An 18,171-nucleotide genomic window follows, 5' to 3' on the forward strand; every position below is an offset into this window, starting at 1 on the left:
CCACGCGGGCAGCGAGGTCGGTTAGTGTCTCCTCACCCAGGAGGCGGCGCGAGCCAGCCTCCTTTGGCATTCCATGGCACGGCACCGAGGAGTTGACTCCATCGTGAGCAGCGAGACCACAGTCCCGACGACGCACCGGAAACTCGTCCATTGGGTTGAGGAGGTGGCGGAGCTCACACAGCCGGACGGCGTGCACTGGTGTGACGGGTCGGCGGAGGAGTACGACCGGCTCGCCCAGGTCCTCATCGACGCCGGCACCTTCGAGAAGCTCTCTGAGGCCAAGCGGCCGAACTCCTACCTGGCGCTGTCGGACCCGGACGACGTCGCGCGCGTCGAGGACCGGACGTTCATCTGCTCCGCCGAGGAGGCCGACGCCGGCCCGACGAACAACTGGCGCGAGCCGGCCGAGATGCGCGAGACGCTGACCGGTCTCTTCCGGGGCTCGATGAAGGGCCGCACGATGTACGTCGTGCCGTTCTCCATGGGGCCGCTGGGGTCCGACAAGAGCTACATCGGCGTCCTGCTCACCGACTCCGCGTACGTCGCCGTGTCGATGCGGATCATGACCCGCATGGGGCAGAAGGCCCTCGACGTGCTCGGGGCCGACGGCGAGTTCGTCCCGTGCCTGCATTCCGTCGGCGCGCCGCTGGCCGAGGGTGCCGAGGACGTCCCGTGGCCCTGCAACGCGGACAACAAGTACATCGTGCACTTCCCCGAGACGCGCGAGATCTGGTCGTTCGGCTCCGGCTACGGCGGCAACGCGCTGCTGGGCAAGAAGTGCTTCGCGCTGCGCATCGCGTCCGTCATGGCGCGCGACGAGGGCTGGCTCGCCGAGCACATGCTCATCCTCAAGCTGACGTCGCCCGCGGGCAAGGTCAAGTACATCGCGGGCGCCTTCCCGAGCGCGTGCGGCAAGACGAACCTCGCGATGCTCATCCCGACGCTCGAGGGCTGGACGGTCGAGACCATCGGCGACGACATCGCGTGGATGAAGTTCGGCGACGACGGCCGGCTCTACGCGATCAACCCCGAGGCGGGCTTCTTCGGCGTCGCCCCGGGCACCGGGTTCGGCACGAACCCGAACGCGATGGACACCATCACGAAGAACACGATCTTCACGAACACGGCGAAGACGCCGGACGGCGACGTGTGGTGGGAGGGCATGACCGAGGAGCCGCCGGCGCACGCGACCGACTGGCGGGGCAACGACTGGACGCCCGACTCCGAGACGCCCGCGGCGCACCCGAACGCGCGCTTCACGACCCCGGCCGCCCAGGACCCGGCGATCGCGCCCGAGTGGGAGGACCCGGCGGGCGTGCCGATCGACGCGATGCTCTTCGGCGGGCGCCGCGCGACGGTCGTGCCGCTGGTCACCGAGGCGTTCGACTGGGAGCACGGCACCTTCCTCGGCTCGATCATGAGCTCGGAGAAGACCGCGGCGGCGGCCGGCACGGTCGGCGAGCTGCGCTTCGACCCGATGGCGATGCTGCCGTTCTGCGGCTACAACATGGCCGACTACTTCGCGCACTGGCTGGCGATCGGCAGGAAGACCGACGCCGGCAAGCTGCCGAAGATCTTCTACGTCAACTGGTTCCGCAAGGGTGACGACGGCAAGTTCCTGTGGCCCGGCTTCGGCGAGAACTCGCGCGTGCTGGCCTGGGTCTTCCGCCGTTGCGACGGCGAGGCGGAGGCGGTCGACACCGCGATCGGGCGGGTCCCCGCGCCCGGCTCGCTCGAGACCGCCGGCCTCGGGCTGTCGGACGCCGACCTCACCGAGCTGCTGCACGTCGACGAGGAGGGCTGGAAGGCCCAGCTCCCGCAGGTCCACGAGCACTTCGCGCGCTTCGACCGCCTGCCGGACGAGCTGCGGGAGCAGCTCGACGCGCTGGAGAAGCGGCTGAGCTGACGCGTCAGCGGGCGCGGCGGGCGGTGAGCCGCTGCAGGCGGGCGAGCCGCTCGTCCCACTCGGCGCCGACGCTGGTCATCCAGTCGATCGCCTCGCCGAACGGGGCCGGGGTGACGCGGTAGCGCGTCTCCCGGCCGCTGCGCCGGGCGCCGACCAGGCCGGCGCCGGCGAGGATCGCGATGTGCTTCGCCACGGCCTGACGGCTGATCGGCAGGTCCGAGGCGATCTGCGTGGCGGTGGCGCCGCCGCGACGGCCGATCTCGTCGAGGACCCGGCGGCGGGTGGGGTCGCCGAGGGCGGCGAAGACGGCGTCGACCTGGTCGGTCACGCGATGGTCAGCGGGCGCTGCCCGGGGGTTGCCGTGCGGCGGGGTGCGGCGAGCGGCGCCGCGGCGCTCGCCCACGGACCGACGGGCGCCTCGGTGACGCGCACGGTGGTCCCGCCGATCGCCGGGGCGAGCTCGACGGTCACGCGCGAGCCGGGGGCGTCCCCGGTCCACCACCAGAACGACCAGCGTTCGCCGGGGGAGACCTCCTCGACGATCGCGCGGCGCTCCTCGCCGTCGGGCAGGACGAACGTCGCGCTGCCGCCCTCGCGCAGGTCGAGCTCGACGGCGTCGGCCAGCCACTCCTCGAGCGCCTCGGGCTCGGTCACCGCCTCCCAGGCGTCGTCGGCCCCGACCGGCAGCAGAACCTCCTTGATGCAACTCATGGGTTGCATGATACCGTGGTGTCATGAGCAACCAGACAGTTGCGCAAACCGCCCAGCACCTGGTCCCGGTCGTCGTCAAGACCGACGGACGCGGCGAGCGCTCGTTCGACATCTTCAGCCGCCTGCTCAACGAGCGGGTGATCTTCCTCGGCACGCCGATCGACGACCAGATCGCCAACCTCGTCGTCGCCCAGCTGCTGCACCTCGAGGCCGAGGACCCCGAGAGCGACATCCAGCTCTACGTCAACTCACCGGGCGGGGTGGTCTACGCGGGGCTGGCGATCTACGACACGATGCAGTTCATCAAGCCCGACGTGGCGACGATCTGCTGCGGGATCGCCATGTCGGCCGGCGCCCTCGTCCTCACCGGCGGCGCGCCCGGCAAGCGGTCGTCGCTGCCGAACGGCCGCATCCTCATCCACCAGCCGACCGGCGGCTTCCAGGGCCAGTCCACCGACATCGAGATCCACGCGCGGGAGACGCTGGCGCTGCGGGCGCGGCTCGACGAGATCTTCGCCCAGCACACGGGCCAGTCGATCGAGCGCGTGCACGAGGACAGCGAGCGCGACCGCTTCTTCACCGCGCAGGAGGCCGCGGACTACGGGCTGATCGACCGCGTCGCGAACGGGCGCAAGAACGGCAATGGGGCGAGCTGAGCCGGCGCTCAGGCGGGGCCGAGCAGGAACACGACCGCCACGGCCGCGCTGACCTCGACGCGCCCCGTCTCGACCGGGGTCGGCTGCTTGGGCGCCGCCGCTCCGGCCGAGGCGCTGTCGCTCGCCACGCCCGGCGTCACCACCGAGCTCGGGTCGAGGTTGATCGACTGCACCCCGATCACCCGCATCCCGACCGCCGCGGCGGCCGCGTCCGCCCGCGCCCGGGCATCGGCGAGCGCCGCCTGCTCGGCCTCGGGCAGCCCGGCCGTCGGGTTCGAGAAGCCGAACGACGGTCCGGTGACGTCGTCGGCCCGCGCCGCCGTCAGCGCGTCGAAGACCGGTCCCACGAGCGCGACGTTCGTCAGATGCGCGCTCAGCGCGGCGCGCGCCGTGTAGCGCACGCGGGGCCGGCGCTTGTGGGTGCTGCGCGTGATGGCGATGCTCTGCGTCTGGATGTCCGCGCGCGGCACGCCGAGGCGCTGCAGCGCGGCCAGCAGGGCCGTGGTCCTGCGCGCGACATCGTCGCGGGCCGCCTCGCGGCTCGTCGCCGTCCGCGCGACGGCGGCCTCGACGTTCGCGGTGTCCGGCGTGGCGAACGCGGTGCCTTGGCCGAGCACGGCGAGCGTCGGCGTGGTCGCGTCAGCGGCCGCGGCCACCCCCGGCACCGCCAGGGCGAGCAGCGCGACCGCGATCAGGAGGAGGCGGTGCACGAGGTCAGTGCCGGTCGTCGCCGGTCGCCGCCGGGGGCCGGGACTCCTCGGCCAGCGACGTGATCGTCAGCTGCCCGCGGGCGGCCTCCTCGAGCACCTCGGTCGCCTCGTCGGCCGAGCGGGCGTAGAGCTCGACGAGCAGGTGGACGGTGATGCGGTTGTCGTCCTCGTGCTTGTGGAAGCGGACGTGGGTGAAGAACTCGCGGGTGCCGTGCTCGCCGAACGCCGCGTAGGACAGGGCGTCGCCCGCCTCAGGGCCCGAGCACGTCTCGACCTCGTCGGCGTCGACGGTCACCGTGCAGGAGGCGACCCACGGCGTGCCCGCGATCATCCGCTCCCATCGGTCCTCGATCGGCTCCACGCGCCCGCCGGCGAAGCCCAGGTGCGGCTGGTCGTGCATGCAGTCCAGGCACTGGACGACCGCCTCCTGCAGCTCGTCGACGACCTCGGCGCGCTCGCCGGTCAAGGGGTCGATCTTGTGGATCCCCTCGTAGTGGACCTGCACTTCGAGATCCTGCGACCAGCAGCGGTAGCACCGCAGCCAGGACCGGGCTTCCGTCGCGTCCATGCCGTTGAGCATACGACCCCGCCAGGTCGCCGCGGCGCCGCGGCGGCGTGGCGGGGGTCGCGCTCAGCCGCGCGCGAGCCGGAAGCGCTCGCCGAGGCTCGAGCACTCGGCGGTGCGCGCCGGCTCGAGGCCCTGCGCGCCGGGGCCGGCTGAGGAAGTGAGACGGCGGTGGATTCTCTCTAGCCGCCGATGGCGCTCATCGAGCGCTCGGGCTGGATGAACCCGGGCTCGTTGACGTGGTGCTTGAGCTCCTTGCGCCACACGGCATCGCGCAGGATCGCCTCGAGGTCGTCGTCGGTCGCGCCGTCGCGCATGGGGCCGCGGAGGTCGGTCTCGTTGAGGCTGAACAGGCAGGTGCGCAGCTTGCCGTCGGCGGTCAGGCGGATGCGGTTGCAGTCGCCGCAGAACGGCTCCGAGACCGGGTTGACGAAGCCGATGCGGCCCTGACCGTCGACGAAGCGGTACACACGGGCCGTCGCGTGCGGCTCGCGCGGCTCGGGCTCGAGGGGATACAGCTCGTGGATCGCGGCGCGGATCTCGTCGCCGGTGAGCACCTGGTCGGGCGACCACGTGCGGTCGGCGTCGAGCGGCATGAACTCGATGAAGCGCACCTCGTAGGGGTGCGAGCGGGCGAACTGCGCGAACGGCAGCAGTTCGTCCTCGGTGAAGCCGCGCAGCGCGACGGCGTTGACCTTGATCGGATGCGCCTCGGGGAACTGGGCGAGGTGCTCGAGCCCGGCCAGCACGCGCGGCAGCGCGTCGCGGCGGGTCATCTCGTAGAAGCGGTCGCGCTGCAGCGAGTCGATCGAGACGTTGAAGCGTGTCGCGCCGGCGGCGACCAGGGCCGCGGCGTCGCGCTCGAGCAGGAACCCGTTCGTCGTGATCGCGAGGTCGTCGACCACCGGGGCCAGCAGGCCGACGAGCGTCGGGAAGTCGCGGCGCACGAGCGGCTCGCCGCCGGTCAGGCGCACGTCGCGCACGCCCATCTGCGCCAGCAGCGCCACAAGGCGCTCGATCTCCTCGAAGCGCAGCACCTCGGCCCGGTCGAGCCACGGCAGGCCCTCGGCCGGCATGCAGTACTGGCAGCGGAAGTTGCAGCGATCGGTGACCGACAGGCGCAGATCGCCGATCAGGCGGCCGTGCCCGTCGCGTAGCGGTTCACGTCCCATACGTGACACAGCTTACTGACGGCGCCGAACCGCCCGGCGTCCCTGCCCCGGAGCGCGCGCCGCGTCCCTACAGCAGACCGCTGGCCCCGAGGCCGACGGCGAGGACCACGGCGAGGACGAAGAGCATCAGGGCGCCGTCGAACGATCGCAGGCGATTCGTGTGCATGGATCCAGAGTGCCGACGCGACAGGCCCCGAACCATCGGACGTCCGTCCGCTTGAGGGCCGTTGGACGAATGTTTGACCGCGCGCGGCGATCGGCCTCCACGGGGGGCGACGCGATCGACGCGGGTCAGCGCTTCACGATCAGGAACATGTAGGTCGCCGCGAACGCGAGCTGCCCGACCGTCACCGCGACGCCGAGGTTCGCCGCGCCGAACAGCTCGGCCAGCAGCGTCGCGACCGCGAACACGCCCACCATGAGGGCGAGCTGGGACTGCCAGCTCTCGAGCTTCACCGTCCCACCTGCGCTTCCGCCGTCCCGGCCGCGTCCTCGAGCACGCGCACCAGCGTAGGGACGTCGGCCCCCGCCTGCTGCGCGGTGAGCAGCCGGAGCGCCGCGCGGGCGCCGCCGACCGACCGCAGGCCGCGTTCGCCGTGCTCGACCGTGAAGTCGGTGAGCGCCGCGTCGCGGCGCGCAGCCTGGCGCCGCGCGGCGACGTCGAGCCGCTCGCGATGGGCGTCGATCGCGGCGATCAGGTCGTCGACGCCCTGGACCGGGGCGATCGACGAGACGGCGACCACCGGCGTGTCACGCGCGCCGAGCGAGCGCAGCGCGGCGCCCAGGTCGCGCCGCGCGCGATGCGCCACCACGCCGAGGTCCGCCTTCGTCACGACCAGGACGTCCGGCACCTCCATGATCCCGCTCTTGAGGAACTGCAGGGCGTCGCCCGATCCCGGCTGGACGATCACCGCGACGGTGTCGGCGACGTGCGCGACCTCGGTCTCGGACTGGCCGACGCCGACCGTCTCGATGACGACCACGTCGAACGCGGCGGCCAGCGCGGCGGCCGCGGCGCGCGTCGACGGCGCGATCCCGCCGAGGCGCCCGCCCGCCGCCGTGGACCGGATGAACACCGCCCGGTCGGCCGGGTCGTGGACGATCCGCGCGCGATCGCCGAGCAGCGACCCGCCGGAGCGCTTCGACGACGGGTCGACCGCGAGCACCGCCACGCTGCGACCCGCCGCCCGCCACGCCTTCACGAGCGCCGACAGCAGCGTCGACTTGCCCGCCCCGGGCGGCCCGGTGATGCCGACGACGTGGCCGGGGGCCTCGCCGCCGAGCGCGGCGGGGGAGACGCCCTCCAGCAGCGCGTCGACGTCGGCCCGCGCCGCGGGCGATCGGTTCTCGACCAGGTTGAGGGTGGCCGGAGCGGCCGCGAGGTCGCCGTCGCGCAGCCGCGCGGCCAGCTCGGCGCCCGCTGCGGGACTCACGATGCGTTGCCTCGCAGGGTTGCGGCGTCGCGGGGTGAGGGCCCGCAGGGCCTCACGATGCGTTGCCTCGCAGGGTTGCGGCGTCGCGGGGTGAGGGCCCGCAGGGCCTCACGATGCGTTGCCTCGCAGGGTTGCGGCGTCGCGGGGTGAGGGCCCGCAGGGCCTCACGCCTTTGCGGTCACGGGGTCGGGCCGGTGCGCGCGCTCGACCAGCGCCACCACCTCGCCCATGATCCGCGTGAACCCGACGTCCTTCGGGGTGTAGACCGCCGCCACCCCGGCCTCCTCGAGGGCGGGGACGTCGGCCGCCGGGATGATCCCGCCCACGACGACCGGGACGTCGACGCCCGCGGCCCGCAGCGCCTCCATCACCGCCGGGATCAGCTCGCGGTGCGAGCCGGACAGGATCGACAGCCCGATGACGTGCACGCCCTCGTCGAGCGCGCTCTTGGCGATCTGTTCGGGCGTCAGCCGGATGCCGTCGTAGACGACGTCCATCCCGACGTCGCGCGCGCGCACGGCGAACTGCTCGGCGCCGTTGGAGTGCCCGTCCAGACCGGGCTTGCCGACGAGGATCTTCAGCGTGCGGCCGAGCGACTCCGAGACGCGCTCGACCTGCTCGCGCACCTGCTCCACCTCCACGGATTGCGGCGCCGCGGTGGCCTCGCCGACGCCGGTGGGCGCCCGGTACTCGCCGAACGCGTCGCGCAGCGTCTGCGACCACTCGCCGGTGGTGACGCCCGCGCGGGCGGCGGCGATCGTCGCCGGCATGATGTTCTGGGCGTCGTCGGCGGCGACGCGGGCCAGCTCGGCCAGCGCCGCGTCGACGCCGGCCTGGTCGCGCTCGGCGCGCCACGCCTCGAGCGCCTCGCGCTGGTGGGCCTCGACGCCCGGGTCGACCACGAGGATGCCGCCGTCCTCGCCGTCGGCCAGCGGCGACGGCTCGGTCTCCGTGTAGCGGTTGATGCCGACCACGGTCAGCTCGCCGGCCTCGATGCGGCGGATGCGCTCGCGGTGGGAGTCGACGAGCGCCGCCTTCATGTACGACACCGCCTCGACGGCGCCGCCGTGCTCGGCCACGACGGCCATCTCGCGCCGCGCGCCCTCGAGCAGCTCCTCGACGAGGCCGTCCATGACCTTCGAGCCCTCGAAGATGTCGGGGTACTCGAGCAGGTCGGTCTCGTAGGCGAGGACCTGCTGGATGCGCAGGGACCACTGCTGGTCCCACGGCCGCGGGAGGCCGAGCGCCTCGTTCCACGCCGGCAGCTGCACGGCGCGCGCACGGGCGCCGCGGCCCAGCGTGACGGCGAGCGCCTCGAGCACGATGCGCTGCACGTTGTTCTCGGGCTGGGACTCGGTGAGGCCGAGCGAGTTGACCTGCACGCCGTAGCGGAAGCGCAGGGCGCGCTCGTCCTCGACGCCGTAGCGCTCGCGGCCGAGCTCCTCCCAGAGGATGCCCATCGTCCGCAGCTTCGCGTGCTCCTCGATGAACCGCACGCCCGCGTTGACGAAGAACGAGATGCGCGCGAAGACCTTCGGCATGAGGTCCTCGGAGACGCGCTCCCGGACCGCGTCGAGGACCGCGATCGCGTTCGACATCGCGTACGCGATCTCCTGGACCGGCGTGGCGCCCGCCTCCTGCAGGTGGTAGCTGCAGATGTTGATCGGGTTCCACTTGGGCACCTCGGTGACCGTGTAGGCCACCATGTCGGCGATCAGGCGCATCGACGGCCCGGGCGGGAACGCGTACGTGCCGCGGGCGAGGAACTCCTTGATGATGTCGTTCTGGGTCGTGCCCTGGAGCGCGGCGGCGTCCACGCTCTGCTCCTCGGCGGCCACGATGTAGAGCGCCAGCAGCCACGCCGCCGTCGCGTTGATCGTCATCGACGTGTTCATGTCGCCGAGCGGGATCCCGTCCATCAGCATGCGCATGTCGCCGAGGTGGGCGACCGGCACCCCGACCTTGCCCACCTCGCCGCGCGCGAGGGCGTGGTCCGGGTCGTAGCCGGTCTGCGTGGGCAGGTCGAACGCTACGGAGAGGCCCGTCTGTCCCTTCGCCAGGTTCGAGCGATACAGCTCGTTGGACTTCTCCGCCGTGGAATGGCCCGCATACGTGCGCATCATCCACGGCCGGTCCGGCTCGGGAAGGCGGTGACTCATGGGTCAATTGTATGGTCCGGCCCTCGTGCAGGGCCGCGCCGCCACCTCGCTCAAGCTCCGCGCCGCCGACGCCCTCGACCGCGTCGCCGGCCGCCACGACCCGCTCGTTCCCCCGCGCCGCCTGCAGTTCGTGGGGGAGGGCGACTTCGTGGCGACGGGCGACGAGTTCCTGGGCCACCTCGTCGAGCTGGCGGGCCTGGAGCCCGGCAGCGACGTCCTCGACGTCGGCTGCGGCATCGGCCGGATGGCGCGCCCGCTCGCCGGCTACCTGACGACCGGCGGATACTCCGGCTTCGACGTCAACGAGATGGCGATCCGATGGTGCCGCGAGCACTACCCGGCGGGCTTTCGCTTCGAGGTCGCCGACCTGCACAACGCGCGCTACCACCCGTCCGGGCGCCAGAGCGCGCGCCAGTACCGCTTCCCGTACGCGGACGACAGCTTCGACGTCGTCCTGATGGCGAGCGTCGTCACGCATCTGCTCGAGCCGGAGGCCGACCGCTACCTCGCGGAGGCGCGGCGCGTCCTGCGCCCGGGCGGCCGTCTGCTGGCGACGTTCTTCCTGCTCGACGGGGGCTCGCGCGCGGCGCTGCAGGCCGGCCGGGCCGCGCTCGCGTTCCGTCCTGGAGGCGGTCCCGTGGCGGTCGCCGATCCCGACCTGCCCGAGGAGGCGGTCGCCTACGACGTCGCGTGGGTGCGCGAGCGCGTCGACGTGCGCTCGATCGACCCGGGCGCCTGGCGCGGCGAGCCGTTCGGCGCGCGTTCCTTCCAAGACCTGGTGGTGGCATGCGCCTGATCGATCTCGAACACCTCGGCCGCGAGCACGTCATCGGCGCCTGGCTGGTCGGCGACGTGCTGGTCGACCCGGGGCCCGGATCGACGCTCGACACGCTGCTGGCCGGGCTGGACGGGGAGGTGCCGCGGATCATCGCGCTGACCCACATCCATCTCGACCACGCCGGCGCGACGGGCGCGCTGTGCGAGCGGTGGCCGGACGCCGAGGTCTGGGTGCACGAGCGCGGCGCGCGGCACCTGATCGACCCCGCGAAGCTCATGGCCAGCGCCGGGCGCCTGTACGGCGACGACATGGCTCGGCTGTGGGGCGAGATGCGCCCGGTCCCGGCGGACCGGATCCGCATCCTCGGCGAGGGCCGCACGGAGGACTTCCGCCACGCCGCGACGCCCGGCCACGCCTCCCACCACCTCGGCTACCTGCACGAGCCGACCGGCACGCTGTTCGCCGGCGACACCGCGGGGATCCGGGTGCAGGGCGGCCCGACGCTCGGCGCGACGCCGCCGCCCGACATCGACCTCGAGGCGTGGATGGAGTCGATCGCGCTGTTCCGCTCGTGGGAACCGGACCGCGTCGTGCCCACGCACTTCGGGGTCTTCGAGGACGTGGGCGGGCACCTCGACGCGCTCGAGGCGTGGTTCGACACGTGGGGGCGCCCGGCGCGCGAGCTCGACGAGGCGCAGTGGGTCGCCGAGCACCACACGTGGCTCGCCGCGCGCGCGGAGCCGGCGGTCGTCGACGCGCTGGAGCAGGCGGCGCCGCCCGAGCAGTGCTATGCGGGCCTCGCGCGGTACTGGTCCAAGCGAGCCGGTTAACCTTCAGGCGATGCCGCAGACCATCGAGCGCCCGCGGCTCGGCGGCCCGGACAGCGGGCTCGGCGGAGCCTGGCGGGTCATCGTCCGCAACGACGACCACAACACGTTCGAGCACGTCGCGCGCACCCTCTCGCGCACCATCCCGGGGGTCAGCCTGCAGCAGGGCCTGGCGATCGCCGATCGCATCCACAGCACGGGCCAGGCCATCGTCTTCACCGGTCACAAGGAGCTGGCCGAGCACTACTGGGACCAGCTCAACGCCGCCGGGCTGACCATGGCCCCGCTCGAGCAGGCGTAGGCGCCAAACCAGCGTGCACGGGACGCCCCGGTCGGGCAACATGTCGGGCATGGCCGATGGGGGGTCCACCACGGCGGCGCAGCGCGCCGCGCGCGAACGCACGCTGCTCGAGCGCTACCACAAGCACGGCGACTCCGCGGCGCGCGACCAGCTCGCCGAGGAGATGCTGCCGCTCGCGCGCGCGCTCGCGGGCCGCTACGCCGGCCGCGGCGAGCCGCTCGACGACCTCGTCCAGGTCGCCTGCATCGGGATCATGAAGGCGATCGACGGCTTCGACACGACGCGCGAGGTCCGCTTCTCCTCCTACGCGACGCCGACCGTCCTCGGCGAGATCAAGCGCCACTTCCGGGACCGCACCTGGGCCCTGCACGTCCCGCGCGGCACGCAGGAGCTGCAGCTCAAGGTGGCCAAGGCGCGCGACGAGCTCACCAACCAGCTCGGCCGCTCGCCGACCGTCGAGGAGATCGCCGCGGCGGTCGACGCGTCGATGGAGGACACGCTGAGCGCCATCCAGTCGGCCCAGGCGCACCGCACGCGCTCGTTCGACGAGCCCGCGGGCGAGGACTCGACCCTGGCCGAGTCGCTGGGCGGCGCCGACCCCGAGCTGGGCCGCGCGGAGATCCGCGTGATGCTCGACGACGCGCTCGAGTCACTGTCGGACCGCGACCGCGAGATCCTGCGGCTGCGCTTCGAGGAGGACATGACGCAGACGGAGATCTCCAGCCTGATCGGGGTCTCGCAGATGCAGGTGTCGCGGCTCATCCGCCAGTCGCTCGCGCGGCTGCGGATGGACATCGAGGCGACGAAGCCGACGCGCCGCCCGGCCGCCTAGCGGCTCAGGTCGCCGAGCCGGTCTGGCGGTCGACCCACTCCCCCGCCGCGCCGGCGACGCTGGCGACCCGGTGCGCGGCGCGCCCGACCGGCGAGCCGTCGGCCGGCGCGATCGCCTGGTCGGGGTCCTCGGCCGCGGCGATCGCCAGTCCGCGGGCGGCGTTCTCGTGGGCCCACAGGCGCTCCTGCCAGCCGGCACAGGCGTCCGCGAGCTCGTCGTCGCCGTCGTTGCGCACGAGTGCCTCGACGTAGGCGAGCAGGGTCGTGACGTGCTGGACGTCGAGCACGGCCGCGCGCAGGGCCTGGTTGCGCTCCAGGAAGCGGTCGGCCAGGCGGCCGCGGACGCCGCCGAGCGCCGCGCCGAGCGCGTCCGCGGCCGGTTCGAGCGGCACGTCGCGCGCCGCGCCCATCGGGTAGAGCTCGGTGAGCATGCCCGCCGCGCTGTCGGCACCGGCGCGCAGGACGACCGATTCGGGGCCGGCGAGGCGCCCGGCGAGCACGCTCCAGTGCTCGGTCAGGTGCCGGCCGGCCGCCGACAGCTCTCGAAGGGCGTGATGGGCGGCGGGATGCATGGCTCGGGGCATACCCGTCTCATTCGCGACCATGCCCCAAAAGGGTGACTATCGCGTGAAACCGGGACCTGGCGCAGGCGCTACTGCGCCTGCGCGTCGCCGACCTCGACTCCGGCGGTGATCGGCTCCGGCTGCAGCCCGCCCGACACCACGAGGTCCTGCCACGAGTACAGGACCGGTACCTGGTACCAACCCTGGTGGTTGACACGGAAGGCGATGAACTCCTCGCCCTCCCAGTAGCGCTCCCACTCGAGCTTCGTCTCGAACGTCGCCGTCTGCAGGAACTTGTACCGGTCGTCGCGGCTGCGGTAGACGCGGTAGTCGGTCGCCCCGTAGCGCATCGACACCGGCGCGATCCGCGCCAGCGCGTCCGAGAGCCGGTCGGACCGCATGCCCGTCGCGTACCAGGGGATGTGAACGATGCCCGCCATCAGCTTCCGACCTCCGCCCGGATCGCTCCGGGACCCTCCTCGGTCTGGCCCAGACCCTCCTCGGCGGCGCCGACGAGGATCGAGATCTTCCCGAGGTGCTTGTTCTCATGCATCAACTGGTGCGCCTCCGCCACCTTGTCGAAGCCCATCGTCTGCCAGAGCACCGGGCGTATCTTCGACTGCTCGATGAGCTCGTTGGCCTTCTTGCACTCCCACGCGTTGGCGAAGTGCGAGCCGATGATCTGCTTCTGGCGCATCCACAGGTAGCGCACGTCGAAGTCGAGTTGGTAGCCCGACGTCGCGCCGCAGATCACGACCTTGCCGAACGGCTTGACGGTCAGCACCGACGTGGGGAACGTCGCCTTGCCGACGTGCTCGAACACGATGTCGGGCGGCTCGCCGAGCAGATCCCCGACGCGCTTGGAGAACGCGCGCGACACCTTGAAGCGCGCCTTCTCCTCATCGGGCGTCTCGCCGCCCTTGCGCATCATCCCCGCGAACTCGTTGCGGTTGATGTAGTCCGTCGCCCCGAGGCGCTTGATCAGCTCGCCCTTCTCGTCGGACGAGACGACGCCGACGCACTCGGCGCCGGACGCCTTGCAGAGCTGGGTGGCGAAGACGCCGAGCCCGCCCGCGGCGCCCCAGATCAGGACGCGGTGGCCCGCCTGCAGCTTCACCTGGTCGATGAGCATGCGGTAGGCGGTGAAGTACGTCAGCCCGTAGGACGCCGCCTCCTCCCACGTCAGGTTCCGGGGGCGGGGCAGGAGCTGCTGGGCCTGGACCTTCGTGAACTGGGCGAACGAGCCCCACGTCGTCTCGTAGCCCCAGATCCGCTGGCTCGGGGCGGCGAGCGGGTCGAGCCCGTGGACCTCCGGGTCCTCGTAGGAGGCCTGGTTGCAGTGGATGACGACCTCGTCGCCCGGCTTCCACCGCGTGACGCCGTCGCCGACCTTCCAGACGATGCCGGAGGCGTCCGAGCCGCCGATGTGGTGGCCGTACTGCGGGTGGTCGCCGTAGCCGAAGACCGATACCGGCTGGCCGAGCGCCGCCCAGACGTTGTTGAAGTTCACGCCGGCGGCCATGACGCGAACGACGACCTCGAAGGCTCCGGGCTCCGGTACCTCGATCTCCTCGATCTGGAAGGCGTCGACGGGCTCGCCCTGGCGCTCCTCGCGGATGACCCAGGCGGCCATCGTCGCGGGGAGCTCACCCGGCTCGGCAGCGATGCTGCTCACTTGCGATAGATCCACGGCCATAGGGCCAGGACTCTAGGGGAGTCCGGCGGCGGTCGCTCAGTCGAGGTAGCCGCGCTTGAGGACGAACGCGAACAGCCCGACGAGCGTGGCGACGGGCAGCGCGATCCCGAGCGCGAGGAACCACCCGAGCGTGTCGATGTGGTCGACCATCCACGAGAAGTTCATGCCGAAGAAGCTCGCCACGGCGGTCAGCGGCAGGAAGACCGTGGCGATGAGCGCGAGCCGCTCGCTGGCCCGCGTCATGCGGGTGTTCGCGGCGCTGTCGGCGAGGTGGATCGCGGCGGTCAGCCGCTCGCGCTGGCCGTCGGCGCGGAGCGCGAGGCGGCGCAGGTGGTCCTGGACGTCGCGGAAGTAGGCGGTCGACTCGTCCTCCAGGCCGGCCAGCGCGGCGAGGTCCTTGGCCGAGCCGTCGAGGATGTCGCGCTGGGCGATCAGGACGCGGGTGAGCCGCCCGACGGAGCGCCGCAGCGTGATCACGTGCTCGCGCACCCGCTGCACGTTCCCGGTGAGGATCTCGTTCTCGAGCGCCTCGATGCGGTCGTCGAGCGTGTGCAGGACGCTGAAGAACGAGTCGGTCAGCGCGTCGATGACGCGGTAGACGATCCAGCGCTCGTCGCCCGGGTCGTCGCGGTGGACCAGGGTCTCGAGGGACATGCAGGGCTCGCGGCGTACGGTGACGAGCCAGTCGTGCGCGACGAACAGGTGCGTCTCGATGAGGTCGACCGGCTCGCTGTCGTCCTCGGCGACCCCGTAGAAGACGAGCAGCAGCCAGTCGCGGTAGTGGTCGATCTTCGGCAGCTGGTCGAACTCGGTGGCGTCCTCGATCGCGAGCGGGTGCAGGTCGAAGACGTCGCCGATCCGGGCGAGCTGCTCGGGGGTGGGGTCGAGCAGGTCGGCCCAGACGAACTCGCCCGCGGCGTGGGCGGCTGCGATGGCGTCCGCGTCGTCGGCGCCCAGGGCGTGCACGATCCGCGAAGCTACCCCCGGCGGTGGACGGCTCCGCGGCCGCCCCGGTCCGGGCCCGCCTACGCGGCCGCCCCGTCCGGGCCCGCCTACGCGGCCGCCCTCCGGGTCCGCCTACGCGGCCGCCCCGTCCGGGCCCGCCTACGCGGCGAGCTCGGTCTGCGCGGCGTCCACGCCCTGGCCGGCGTTCGCGGGCACGCGGCGACGGGAGGAGATCGTCGCCGCGGCCACGAACGCACCCACCAGGACGACGGCCGCGCCGAGGCGCATGCCGCCCTGGAGGGCATGGACGAACGCGTCGTCCATCGCCGACGACGGGGCGCCGGCCGGTGCGGCGCCGGCGCCGAGCGCGTCGGCGAGCTTGTCGAGCTGGCCGGAGCCGGCCTGGGGGAGGAGGTGGCCGAGCCGGTCGCGGCCCAGCGCGGTGATCAGCGCGCCGAGCGCGGCGACCCCGAACGTGCCGCCGACCATGCGGGTCATGGACAGGATGCCGGAGGCGACGCCGGCCTTCGTCACGGGCACCGCGTTCATCGCGGCCGTGCTCATCGGCGACATGACGAGGCCCATGCCGACGCCCATCATCATGAACGGGACGACGAGGAACCCGTAGCCGCTCGAGGTCGTCAGGAAGCTCTGCCAGAACAGCGAGCCGCTGACGATGAGCAGGCCGGCGACCATCGGCAGCTTCGAGCCGATGCGGTCGCTCAGGCGCCCGGCCAGCGGCGCCGTGACGATGATCAGCAGGGTCGTCGGCAGGAACCGCACGCCCGCCTGGAGCGCGGTGTAGTCGCGCACGTTCTGCATGTAGAGCGCGAGGAAGAAGAACATCGCGAACATGCCGAACGTCACGATGAACGCGACCGCGTTGGCGCCGAAGAACTCGCGCGAGCGGAAGAACGTGAAGTCGACCATCGGCGCGCGGGACCGGCGCTCGATGATGACGAAGCCGACGAGGCCGATCACCGCGGTGGCGAAGAGCGCCAGGATGCGGGCCGAGCCCCAGCCCCACTGGTTGCCCTCGACGAGCGCGAAGACGAGCGCGCCGAGGCCGATCGTGATGGCCGCGACGCCGGGGACGTCGATCGTGCGAGCCACGCCCTCGTCGCGCGACTCGTTCGCGGCGATGAGCGTCAGCACGATGGCGAACGCGGCGACGGGCAGGTTGATGAAGAAGATCGACTGCCAGGAGACGTGCTCGACGAGGAAGCCGCCGAGGACGGGCCCGATCGCCAGCGCGAGCGCGCTCACGCCGGCCCACGTGCCGATCGCCTTGCCGCGCTCCTCGGCCGGGAACGAGTGGGTGATGATCGAGAGGGTGCCCGGCATCATGAACGCGGCGCCGATGCCCTGGACCGCGCGGAAGCCGACGAGCCACGCCTCGCTCTGGGCGAAGCCGATCATCGCGCTGGCGAGCGCGAACACGACGACGCCGAACAGGAACATCCGCTTGCGCCCGAACAGGTCGCCGAGGCGCCCGCCGGTCACGAGCAGGACGGCGAGCACGAGCGTGTAGGCGTTGATCGTCCACTCCAGGCCGGAGATGGACATATGCAGGTCGCGCTGGATCGCCGGCAGCGCCACGTTGACCACGGTGTTGTCGAGCATCACCATGAACAGCGCGAAGCACATCGCGGCGAGGGTCCACCAGCGGCGGTTGTCGTCGGTGATCGGCAGCCTCACGGGGTACGTCCTTCCAGCTCTCGCAGGATCGGTCCGATGGCGGCGCCGAGGCGGTCGAGATCCTCCGCCGGGAGGGTGGCGATGAGGCTCTCGAGGCCGGCCAGGCGCGCCTCTTCGACGCGACGCAGGACGTCGCGTCCGTCATCCGTGATCCGCAGGCGCTTCATGCGACGGTCCTGCTCGTCCTCGCGGCGCTCGACCCATCCGCGGCGCAGGAGCGCGTCGGCGGCGCGGCTCGCCCCGGGCAGGGAGAGCCGCATGCTGTCGGCGAGCTCCTTGACGGTGGGCTCGGTGCGCGAGTGCGACAGGTGGTGCATGAGCTTCATGTCGGTGAGGCCGATGTCGAGCTCGGCGAGCAGCGAGTACAGGCGCGTCGCGTCGCTCAGGCAGTGGTGCCAGAGCGCGACGAGCTGCTCGGCGACTCGATGCGGGGTCTCAGTGCTTGCTTGCACGGACGCAAGTATTGCACGCAAGCATCTGATGTCAAGGGACTACGGCAGCAGGAGGTCCTGCTGGGCGGATGCGCGCTCCTCGCCGACGTCGAGCCTGGCGGCGGAGATGTCGTTGCCCTTCACGTGCACGCGGTAGGGGCCCTGGGTGACGTTCGCCGCCAGCGATGCGGTGTCGCGCGGGTTGATCGGCCCCGTCTCCTGGCGGATGCCGGCGTTGCCGGAGCCGGGGTCATCGGCGCTCTCGAGCGTGATCTGCTGCGAGCGATCCGTCTGGTTGGTGATCACCAGGCGGATCGGGCCGGCGCCGAAGGTCGTCGGGGAGACCGAGACCTTGTGCTTCGAGATCGACGCGGTGACGACGATCGGGGACGGAGGGCGTTCCTCGTTGGCGTGGGTTCTGTCGTTCCCGCAGCCCGCGAGGAGGGGCGCCGCGATGGCCGTCGCACCCAGCGCAACGTGGATTCGTGACAGGCGAAGCATCCCCTCTGACCCTCCAGGTCCGAGCCGGAACCCTAGTCCAAATGAACGCCCGCGTCAGCGCGACGTCTCTGCGAGCCGGTCCTGCAGGCGCTCCCAGGCCTGCACCTCGGCGCTCTCGTACTCCGGGCCCTCGAGCCCGAGCAGCGTGGCGAGGTAGGCGTCCCACGCCTCGCGCTCGGCCGCCAGGCGGTCGAGCTCTTGGTCTGCGGCGAATGCGGGCACCGGGTCCTCCCTCCGGACGTGTTCGGCTCCAGTAGCCGCGATGCTACCCCTCCACCCGGTCGCGCG

Annotated in this window: 22 protein-coding genes; 6 read left to right on the forward strand and 16 right to left on the reverse strand. The window is 72.2% G+C overall.

Translation table 11 applies throughout. The features are described 5' to 3' along the window. Window positions 1-73: 73 nt before the first annotated feature. Window positions 74-1,906, forward strand: coding sequence for a phosphoenolpyruvate carboxykinase (GTP) (locus DSM104329_RS09145; protein ID WP_407655878.1), 1,833 nt, complete (start codon window positions 74-76; stop codon window positions 1,904-1,906). 4 nt (window positions 1,907-1,910) lie between these two features. On the opposite strand, the gene DSM104329_RS09150 is transcribed toward DSM104329_RS09145, so the two are convergent. Further along, complete coding sequence (locus DSM104329_RS09150) at window positions 1,911-2,234, reverse strand: ArsR/SmtB family transcription factor (protein ID WP_259315127.1); 324 nt, start codon at window positions 2,232-2,234, stop codon at window positions 1,911-1,913. Then, on the reverse strand, window positions 2,231-2,617 hold the full coding sequence (locus tag DSM104329_RS09155; protein ID WP_259315128.1) for an SRPBCC family protein: 387 nt from the start codon (window positions 2,615-2,617) through the stop codon (window positions 2,231-2,233). Before DSM104329_RS09155 ends, DSM104329_RS09150 begins: the two co-directional genes overlap by 4 nt. 23 nt (window positions 2,618-2,640) lie before the next feature. Between DSM104329_RS09155 and DSM104329_RS09160 the strand changes: the two genes are divergently transcribed. After that, a complete protein-coding gene (locus tag DSM104329_RS09160; protein ID WP_259315129.1) occupies window positions 2,641-3,273 on the forward strand; it encodes an ATP-dependent Clp protease proteolytic subunit in 633 nt (210 codons plus the stop codon). An 8-nt stretch (window positions 3,274-3,281) separates the two neighbouring features. On the opposite strand, the gene DSM104329_RS09165 is transcribed toward DSM104329_RS09160, so the two are convergent. The 6 genes from DSM104329_RS09165 to DSM104329_RS09190 form a co-directional block, all read right to left on the reverse strand. Then, on the reverse strand, window positions 3,282-3,983 hold the full coding sequence (locus DSM104329_RS09165) for an SIMPL domain-containing protein (protein WP_259315130.1): 702 nt from the start codon (window positions 3,981-3,983) through the stop codon (window positions 3,282-3,284). 4 nt (window positions 3,984-3,987) lie between these two features. After that, window positions 3,988-4,551, reverse strand: coding sequence for a hypothetical protein (locus tag DSM104329_RS09170; RefSeq protein ID WP_259315131.1), 564 nt, complete (start codon window positions 4,549-4,551; stop codon window positions 3,988-3,990). Between the two features lie 179 nt (window positions 4,552-4,730). Next, a complete protein-coding gene (gene moaA, locus DSM104329_RS09175; RefSeq protein ID WP_259315132.1) occupies window positions 4,731-5,720 on the reverse strand; it encodes a GTP 3',8-cyclase MoaA in 990 nt (329 codons plus the stop codon). Between the two features lie 291 nt (window positions 5,721-6,011). Further along, window positions 6,012-6,176, reverse strand: coding sequence for a hypothetical protein (locus DSM104329_RS09180; RefSeq protein ID WP_259315133.1), 165 nt, complete (start codon window positions 6,174-6,176; stop codon window positions 6,012-6,014). After that, entirely contained in the window at window positions 6,173-7,153 is a 981-nt protein-coding gene (locus tag DSM104329_RS09185; protein WP_259315134.1) for an ArgK/MeaB family GTPase, read from the reverse strand. Before DSM104329_RS09185 ends, DSM104329_RS09180 begins: the two co-directional genes overlap by 4 nt. Before the next feature lie 164 nt (window positions 7,154-7,317). Beyond that, the gene (locus DSM104329_RS09190; protein ID WP_259315135.1) at window positions 7,318-9,312 is read right to left on the reverse strand and encodes a methylmalonyl-CoA mutase family protein; all 1,995 of its coding nucleotides are present in this window, start codon (window positions 9,310-9,312) and stop codon (window positions 7,318-7,320) included. Here DSM104329_RS09190 and DSM104329_RS09195 point away from each other — a divergent pair. The 4 genes from DSM104329_RS09195 to DSM104329_RS09210 are packed head-to-tail and all read left to right on the forward strand — an operon-like array spanning window position 9,311 to window position 12,050. Then, window positions 9,311-10,108, forward strand: coding sequence for a class I SAM-dependent methyltransferase (locus tag DSM104329_RS09195; RefSeq protein WP_259315136.1), 798 nt, complete (start codon window positions 9,311-9,313; stop codon window positions 10,106-10,108). The two genes, DSM104329_RS09190 and DSM104329_RS09195, sit on opposite strands and share 2 nt — an antisense overlap. After that, complete coding sequence (locus DSM104329_RS09200) at window positions 10,099-10,920, forward strand: MBL fold metallo-hydrolase (protein WP_259315137.1); 822 nt, start codon at window positions 10,099-10,101, stop codon at window positions 10,918-10,920. The genes DSM104329_RS09195 and DSM104329_RS09200 overlap by 10 nt, the downstream gene beginning before the upstream one ends. 10 nt (window positions 10,921-10,930) lie before the next feature. Beyond that, window positions 10,931-11,218 carry an ATP-dependent Clp protease adaptor ClpS gene (locus tag DSM104329_RS09205; protein WP_259315138.1) on the forward strand — a complete coding sequence of 96 codons (288 nt, stop codon included), beginning with the start codon at window positions 10,931-10,933 and terminating at the stop codon, window positions 11,216-11,218. Between the two features lie 13 nt (window positions 11,219-11,231). After that, a complete protein-coding gene (locus tag DSM104329_RS09210; protein WP_259315139.1) occupies window positions 11,232-12,050 on the forward strand; it encodes a SigB/SigF/SigG family RNA polymerase sigma factor in 819 nt (272 codons plus the stop codon). Window positions 12,051-12,054: 4 nt separating this feature from the next. Here the strand turns inward: DSM104329_RS09210 and DSM104329_RS09215 are convergent, their stop codons facing one another. From DSM104329_RS09215 to DSM104329_RS09250, 8 genes are all read right to left on the reverse strand, one after another. Continuing rightward, entirely contained in the window at window positions 12,055-12,621 is a 567-nt protein-coding gene (locus tag DSM104329_RS09215; protein WP_259315140.1) for a hypothetical protein, read from the reverse strand. Window positions 12,622-12,701: 80 nt separating this feature from the next. Beyond that, window positions 12,702-13,052 (reverse strand): hypothetical protein, encoded by a 351-nt coding sequence (locus DSM104329_RS09220; RefSeq protein ID WP_259315141.1) that lies wholly within the window; start codon window positions 13,050-13,052, stop codon window positions 12,702-12,704. Further along, window positions 13,052-14,287 carry a crotonyl-CoA carboxylase/reductase gene (ccrA, locus tag DSM104329_RS09225; protein WP_259315142.1) on the reverse strand — a complete coding sequence of 412 codons (1,236 nt, stop codon included), beginning with the start codon at window positions 14,285-14,287 and terminating at the stop codon, window positions 13,052-13,054. Before ccrA ends, DSM104329_RS09220 begins: the two co-directional genes overlap by 1 nt. Before the next feature lie 57 nt (window positions 14,288-14,344). Next, window positions 14,345-15,274, reverse strand: a complete 930-nt coding sequence (locus DSM104329_RS09230; protein ID WP_259315143.1) for a magnesium transporter CorA family protein — start codon at window positions 15,272-15,274, stop codon at window positions 14,345-14,347. 138 nt (window positions 15,275-15,412) lie between these two features. Beyond that, window positions 15,413-16,951, reverse strand: coding sequence for an MFS transporter (locus DSM104329_RS09235; RefSeq protein ID WP_259315144.1), 1,539 nt, complete (start codon window positions 16,949-16,951; stop codon window positions 15,413-15,415). Next, window positions 16,948-17,403: a MarR family winged helix-turn-helix transcriptional regulator gene (locus tag DSM104329_RS09240; RefSeq protein ID WP_259315145.1), complete on the reverse strand. Its 456-nt coding sequence runs from the start codon at window positions 17,401-17,403 to the stop codon at window positions 16,948-16,950. Before DSM104329_RS09240 ends, DSM104329_RS09235 begins: the two co-directional genes overlap by 4 nt. 39 nt (window positions 17,404-17,442) lie before the next feature. Then, a complete protein-coding gene (locus DSM104329_RS09245) occupies window positions 17,443-17,883 on the reverse strand; it encodes a hypothetical protein (protein WP_259315146.1) in 441 nt (146 codons plus the stop codon). A gap of 54 nt (window positions 17,884-17,937) precedes the next feature. Continuing rightward, on the reverse strand, window positions 17,938-18,105 hold the full coding sequence (locus DSM104329_RS09250) for a hypothetical protein (RefSeq protein WP_259315147.1): 168 nt from the start codon (window positions 18,103-18,105) through the stop codon (window positions 17,938-17,940). Window positions 18,106-18,171 lie beyond the last annotated feature (66 nt).

The sequence above is a fragment of the Capillimicrobium parvum genome, from assembly GCF_021172045.1.
In the GTDB taxonomy this organism is placed as follows: domain Bacteria; phylum Actinomycetota; class Thermoleophilia; order Solirubrobacterales; family Solirubrobacteraceae; genus Capillimicrobium; species Capillimicrobium parvum.

Excerpts from the sequence above, each read along its gene's own strand:
- DSM104329_RS09195 (WP_259315136.1), top strand. The coding sequence starts at position 9,311 with ATGGGTCAATTGTATGGTCCGGCCCTCGTGCAGGGCCGCGCCGCCACC.
- DSM104329_RS09220 (WP_259315141.1), bottom strand. The coding sequence starts at position 13,052 with ATGGCGGGCATCGTTCACATCCCCTGGTACGCGACGGGCATGCGGTCC.
- DSM104329_RS09200 (WP_259315137.1), top strand. The coding sequence starts at position 10,099 with ATGCGCCTGATCGATCTCGAACACCTCGGCCGCGAGCACGTCATCGGC.
- DSM104329_RS09170 (WP_259315131.1), bottom strand. The coding sequence starts at position 4,551 with ATGGACGCGACGGAAGCCCGGTCCTGGCTGCGGTGCTACCGCTGCTGG.
- DSM104329_RS09155 (WP_259315128.1), bottom strand. The coding sequence starts at position 2,617 with ATGAGTTGCATCAAGGAGGTTCTGCTGCCGGTCGGGGCCGACGACGCC.
- DSM104329_RS09190 (WP_259315135.1), bottom strand. The coding sequence starts at position 9,312 with ATGAGTCACCGCCTTCCCGAGCCGGACCGGCCGTGGATGATGCGCACG.
- DSM104329_RS09245 (WP_259315146.1), bottom strand. The coding sequence starts at position 17,883 with ATGCTTCGCCTGTCACGAATCCACGTTGCGCTGGGTGCGACGGCCATC.
- DSM104329_RS09160 (WP_259315129.1), top strand. The coding sequence starts at position 2,641 with ATGAGCAACCAGACAGTTGCGCAAACCGCCCAGCACCTGGTCCCGGTC.
- DSM104329_RS09145 (WP_407655878.1), top strand. The coding sequence starts at position 74 with ATGGCACGGCACCGAGGAGTTGACTCCATCGTGAGCAGCGAGACCACA.
- DSM104329_RS09205 (WP_259315138.1), top strand. The coding sequence starts at position 10,931 with ATGCCGCAGACCATCGAGCGCCCGCGGCTCGGCGGCCCGGACAGCGGG.
- moaA (WP_259315132.1), bottom strand. The coding sequence starts at position 5,720 with ATGGGACGTGAACCGCTACGCGACGGGCACGGCCGCCTGATCGGCGAT.
- DSM104329_RS09215 (WP_259315140.1), bottom strand. The coding sequence starts at position 12,621 with ATGCATCCCGCCGCCCATCACGCCCTTCGAGAGCTGTCGGCGGCCGGC.